The following is a 6,068-nucleotide window of genomic DNA, read 5'->3' as shown; positions in this document are numbered from 1 at the left end:
ACCTCCAGAACGCGTCCGTCCGGGAGGTCGTCGGCCGGCCTGGCCTGATCCACCAAGGCGAGGATGTCGGCCAGGCAGACCTCGTCGGGGCACGGTCTCCAGAGCAGTTCCATGATCCCCTCCATGCAGGGCCGGACCTCCTCGCCCTCGTCGCTCAGCACCTCGGCCAGTTTCTCGCCCGGCTTGAGGCCGGTGAATTCGATCATCACATCCACGTCCGGGACCTTGCCGCTGAGTTCGATCATCTGGCGGGCCAGGTCGGCGATCCGGACCGGTTCGCCCATCTCCAGCAGGAATTTGCGCGGCGCCCCCGGCCGCGAGCCGGCGCCGATGGCGGCGCTGTGCAGGACCAGCTGGACCGCCTCGGGGATGGTCATGAAGAAGCGGTTGACCTCGGGATGGGTGACGGTGACCGGCCCGCCGCGGGCGATCTGGTCGCGGAAGATCGGCACCACCGAGCCGGCCGAGCCGAGGACATTGCCGAAGCGGACGGCGGTCATCCGCGTACCGCCCCGCGGGGCCAGGTCGAGCAGGGCCTCGGCGATCCGTTTGGTCGCGCCCATGACATTGGTCGGGGCCACCGCCTTGTCGGTCGAGATCAGCACGAACTGGGCCGCGCCGTGGGCGACGGCGGCCTGGATGACGTTCCAGGTGCCCAGCACATTGGTCAGGACCCCTTCGGCCGGATTGTTCTCGACCAGGGCGACGTGTTTGAGGGCCGCGGCGTGGAAGACGATGTCGGGCCGTTCCTCGCGCACCACCTCGGCGATGCGGTCCGCGTCGCGGACATTGGCCAGGATGGCGCGGCGGCCGGCCGGGCCGCCCGCGCCGGCCAGTTCGCGGTCGATCTCGAACAGCAGGAATTCGGAATGGTCGACCATGGCGAGGTGGGCGCAGCCCAGCGCCACCAACTGGCGGCAGAGCTCGGAGCCGATGCTGCCGCCCGCCCCGGTGACCAGCACCCGGCGGCCGGCGACCAGGTCGCGGATCGGGGCCGGGTCGAGCGAGATCGCCTTGCGCGGCAGAAAGTCCTCGAGCGGGATCTCCCTCAGTACATTTTCGCCCCCGGGGGCGCCGCCGATCTCGGTCAGGCTCTGGGGCTTGAGCAGTGTATGGCCGGCGCGGCGCAGTTCGCCGATCCGCTCGGTGGAGAAGCCGTAGGCCTGGACCGGGTCGTCGAGGAAGACGACGGCGTGGGGCCGGGCGCCCCGCGCCGTCAAGCCGCTGTGGGCCGGAAGCCAGGTCGCCAGATCGCCGATGAAGGGCACGCCGTGAAGGCGAAGGCCGACCTCCTCGGGATGGGGGGTGACGACCCCGACCGGCTGATACGGGCTGTCGGGATCGCCCTGGAGCAGCCTGAGCTGGCGGTCGGCGCCGGCCATGGGGCCGACGATCAGCAGCGGCGTCCGGTCCGTCGCCGGGCGCGGCCACCAGCTGGGCAGGAAATGGGCCGCCAGCCCCGGGTCGTGCGGCAGCCTCCAGACCATGCGAAAACCGACCAGCAGGGCCAGGCTGACCAGCCAGGCCAGGGGCAGGATCGAGCGCGGCAGCTGCACGCCGCGGTCGAGGAAGAAGATCAAACCGAGAAACAGGCCGGTGGTGACGGTGACGTTGCGGACCAGACCCACCACCTCGCGCAGGGAGGCGAAGCGCCAGGCGGAACGTTCCGACTGGAAGACCAGTTCGACGCCGGCGCCGATCAGGGCAAAGAGGCCGGCCCAGCGGATGACGCGGAGCGCGTCCGGGTCGGTCATCCACCAGACCATGGACACGGGGCGGCGCAGCTCATAGGCTAGGACGAAGCCTAGGAACAGCAGGCCGACGTGCAGGCCGAATTTGGCCGCCCAGACCAGGGTCAGGTCAGCCCGCGCGGTTCTGGCGACGCCCGTCATAAATCCCTCTCGATGGCCGGACCATCAATCCTGCGGACGCCGGGTGGGAGCGTCCAGAATCCTGACTTGTGCGACAAGCCCCGCCCTGTGGCAGACTCCGAAGCATTTGGCAAATGCATACAATATTCAGGAGGTAAGCGACATCAATGCCCGGCATTGCGAAGACCTCGGCCCCGAAATCGTCTCCATGCAGAGGCGGCGTCCGGGCGATCCGAGACCATTTCGGAACGACTCCCATAACCTTGGGAGCAAGGCCCCTAGCTCGCGAACACGTCGGCCGCATGACGGTCGCGAGCCCGACCGGGTCGTTCGCCGGATCGGAGGCGGCCCGGGAAACGAAGACCCCGGTTGACCGGCGGCTCCCGGTGCTGGACAAGACGTTCTGGCGCGAGTGGAGGCCGCCTCGGTCGCGGGGGCGCCCCCGCCTCGCGCCTCGCCCTTCGTCCGCCCCCCCCCGGACCACCCTGGTTTTCGAGGTATCATCGCCCGTGACGCGCGCCCTTTCGTTTTTTTCGGCCCTGGCGGCCGTCCTGGTCGCCGGCTGCGGCGGTCCCCGCATGGACGTCGGCCAGATGACCGCCGCCCAACCCGTCGATCTGCAATCGGTGCAGACGGTCGCCGCGCCCCCGAGCGAATATCGCATCGGCGTCGGCGACAAGCTGGACGTGCGGGTGTTCCAGGTCGAGGACCTGTCGTTCGAGGAGCTGGTGGTCGACACCTCGGGCAATATCAACATGCCGCTGATCGGGGCGGTGCGCGGCGCGGGCCGGACGGCCGGCGAGATGTCGTCCGACATCGCCGCGCGGCTGGCGGCGCGGTATCTGCGCGATCCCCAGGTGACGGTCACCGTCAAGGAGGCCGCCAGCCAGAAGATCACCGTCGACGGGGCGGTGACCAAGCCCGGCGTCTATGAGATGCGCGGCTCCACCTCCCTGCTTCAGGCCGTGGCCATGGCCGAAGGCCCCACGCGGATCGCCGACCTGACCAAGGTGGCGGTGTTCCGCACCATCGACGGTCAGCGGTCGGTGGCCCTGTTCGACCTGGCGGCGATCCGCCAGGGCCGGGCCCCCGATCCCGAGGTGCTGGGCGACGACGTCGTGGTGGTCGACACCTCGCGGCTCAATTCGGCCCTGCGCGAAGTCCTGGGCGCCGTACCGGCCCTGGCGATCTTCCGGCCGTTCTAGGGCCTGGCCGGTTGAGTCGGAATCGTTTCGCGACGGCGGCGACACCGTCGAACAGACTCCGGGTCCCGCCCGGACGGATCGTCCGGGTTTCCGGGGCGGTCGCGTCCAGGCGAATTCGCTCCGGGGACGTCGCGGTTGCACCAAGGGTGACGAGGCCGCCAGGGTCCGGGACGGGTTCCATGCGCCCCCGGAGGCCGAAGGGCGGGGCCAGATTTCATGTGCGATGAGACGGGCTATGGGATATCAGCCCCTAGGGTTTTCAGGCGACCGCGGTCGCGAACGGTGTGACGGACAACCATGATGCTGGGCGACAATCACTTGGCGGATGAACAAGGTCGCCGGTCACGGGCCCGGCCCGCCGATCCCGGCGAGGTCTCGTTCGCCTATCCCCAGCAAGGCTGGTCCGAGCCGGGCGACGACCAGCCCACGATCGATCTGGCCTCTTACTGGCGGCTCGCGCTCAAATATCGCCTCCTGATCGCCGGCTGTTTCCTCGCCGCCCTCGTCATCGGCGCCACGCTGACCCTGCTGATGACGCCGATCTACACGGCCGAGGCGACCTTGCAGATCGATCGCGAGGCCGCGCGGGTTTTCAACGCCGAAGAGGTCGCGCCGACCGAGAACTTGATGCAGGGCGAGGAGTTCTTCCAGACCCAGTACGGCCTGCTGCGCAGCCGGTCGCTGGCGGAGCGGGTCATCGAGAGCCTGGGCTTGGCGAGCTCCAACGCGGCGCTCGAAGCCATGGGGGTCGAGCCGCCCGAGGCCGGCGGAACCGCCGCCGCCCAGGCCGCGCGCCGCCGGGCCGCGGCCCTCAAGGCGCTTCAGGAGAATCTCGGCGTCTCCCCCGTCCGCGGCTCGCGTCTGGTCGCGGTCGGCTATGACAATCCGGACCCCGTGGTCGCCGCCCGCATCGCCAACGCCTTCGCCGAAAACTTCATCCAGGCCAATCTGGACCGGAAGTTTGAAAGCTCCTCCTACGCCCGGCAATTCCTGGAGGAACGGATCGCCCAGACCAAGGAACGGCTGGAATCGGCCGAGCGCCAGCTGGTCGCCTATGCCGCCAACCAGCAGATCATCAATCTGAGCGAACCCGGCGAGGGTGGGACCGACAACGGCTCGACCCGGTCGCTGACCTCCAGCAATCTGGTCGCGCTGAACGCGGCCCTGGCGCAGGCGCGCGCCGAGCGGGTGGCGGCGGAGGAGCGCTGGCGTTCGGCCCGCGGCTCGGCCCTGATGACCTTGCCCGAGGTGCTGCAGAATCCGTCGATCCAGCGGCTGACCGAACAGCGGGCGCTGCTGGACGCGGAGTACCAGCAGAAACTCAGCGTCTATCAGCCGGACTATCCCGAAATGGTGCGGCTGAAGGCCCAGATCGAAGAGGCGGAGGGCCAGATCCAGACCATCGCCGACAATATCCGCAGCTCGATCCGCAGCCAGTACGAGATCGCCGCCAACCAGGAGCGATCGCTGCAGGCCCAGGTCACCCGCCTGACCGGCGACGTCCTCGACCTGCGCGACCGCTCGATCCAGTACAATATACTGCAACGCGAACTGGACACGACCCGCACCCTCTACGAGGGGCTGCTGCAGCGCTACAAGGAGGTGGGCGTCACCGGCGGAGTGACGACGAACAACATCTCGATCGTGGACCGCGCCACTCCTCCGCGGGAGCCGTCCAAGCCCAAGATGCTGTTGAACATGGCGCTCGCCGCCCTGCTGGGGCTTGGGTTCGGCGTCGTGGCCGCCCTGGTGCTGGAGGCCCTGGACGAAACCCTGGCGACGCCGGACGATGTCGAGAACAAGCTGGGCGTGCCGGTGCTCGGCGTCATCCCGCTGCTGGAGAAGGGGCAGACGCCCGCGGCGGCCCTCGGCGACATTCGATCCGGGTTCTCGGAGGCCTACTATTCCCTTCGGACCGCGCTCCAATTCTCGACGCCGGACGGCGCGCCCAGCAGCATGCTGGTCTCCAGCGCGCGGCCGGCCGAGGGCAAGTCGACCACGGCCTATGCGGTGGCCCTGAACCTCGCACGGGTCGGCAAGCGGGTGCTGCTGGTCGACGGCGATCTGCGCAATCCCTCGATGCACCGCGTCCTCGGGGTCGAGAACGAGCGCGGCATGAGCAATCTGCTGTCCGGCTCGGCCGATCTCGCCTCGGTCGCCCAGCCTACACGGCAGGACAATCTGTTCTTCATCCCCTGCGGGCCCCTGCCGCCCAATCCGGCCGAGCTCTGGGGCGGGGAGCGACTGCGCCAATTCCTGGTCGAGGCGCGCCATGATTTCGATCACGTCGTCTTCGACGGTCCGCCGGTGTTGGGCTTCGCGGACGCGCCGTTGCTGGCGGCGGCGGTCAATGGCGTCCTCTTCGCGCTGGAATCGCGCGGCACCCGCCGGGGCCAGGCGCGGGGAGCGCTTCGTCGCATCCAGGTCGGCCGCGCGCATCTGCTCGGCGCGGTCCTGACGAAGTTCAACGCCAAGTCGTCATCCTACGGCGCCTACGACTACGCCTATGACTACCACTACGGCGCCGAGCCGGACAAGGAGGCCGGCAAGACGGGTCAGCGCAAGACGAGGCGGCGCGGTTGAGAGACAGGACGGACAGCTCCGCCGCCCCGCGCCGCCGGCGCGTCAGCGCCGGGGATGTCGTCTCCCATGGGTTGGTCGTCGGCGCGGTCGTGCTGGGCTGGCAGATCGCGCTTCAGCCCCTGATCCAGCGGGCGCCGGTCGAGGCCGCCATCCGTATCGCCCCCGGCTCGCCGCTGGTGCTGCGTCGGGCCGCGGAATCCGAACTGGCGGCGGGGCGGACCGACACCGCCGCGGCCCTCGGCCGGGAGGCCCTCCGGCGGTCGCCTTTCAACGTCCCGGCGCTTCGCGTCGTCGGGTTGACGGAAGCCCGGGCCGGGCGTGAGGAGGCGGCGGACGACATCCTGACCCTGGCCGGCAACTGGAGCCTGAGGGATGATCCCGCGCACGCCTGGCTGGTCGAGCGCCGCCT

The 6,068-nt window shown here is 69.5% G+C and carries 4 protein-coding genes; 3 read left to right on the top strand and 1 reads right to left on the bottom strand.

Annotation, left to right across the window (positions count from 1 at the left end; translation table 11 throughout):
* Positions 1 to 1,892: nucleoside-diphosphate sugar epimerase/dehydratase (locus Q0588_RS08445; RefSeq protein WP_298745494.1), on the bottom strand; the 1,892-nt coding region annotated here is incomplete at its 3' end.
* A gap of 488 nt (positions 1,893 to 2,380) precedes the next feature.
* Here Q0588_RS08445 and Q0588_RS08440 point away from each other — a divergent pair.
* The 3 genes from Q0588_RS08440 to Q0588_RS08430 all read left to right on the top strand — a co-directional run.
* Positions 2,381 to 3,076 carry a polysaccharide biosynthesis/export family protein gene (locus tag Q0588_RS08440; protein WP_298745493.1) on the top strand — a complete coding sequence of 232 codons (696 nt, stop codon included), beginning with the start codon at positions 2,381 to 2,383 and terminating at the stop codon, positions 3,074 to 3,076.
* Between the two features lie 318 nt (positions 3,077 to 3,394).
* Entirely contained in the window at positions 3,395 to 5,659 is a 2,265-nt protein-coding gene (locus Q0588_RS08435; protein WP_298745492.1) for a polysaccharide biosynthesis tyrosine autokinase, read from the top strand.
* A partial coding sequence (locus Q0588_RS08430; RefSeq protein WP_298745490.1) for a hypothetical protein occupies positions 5,656 to 6,068 on the top strand: 413 nt, incomplete at its 3' end. The genes Q0588_RS08435 and Q0588_RS08430, both read left to right, overlap by 4 nt.

The sequence above is a fragment of the uncultured Brevundimonas sp. genome (assembly GCF_937870815.1).
GTDB lineage: Bacteria > Pseudomonadota > Alphaproteobacteria > Caulobacterales > Caulobacteraceae > Brevundimonas.
This window is presented reverse-complemented; position numbering and strand designations above follow the sequence as displayed.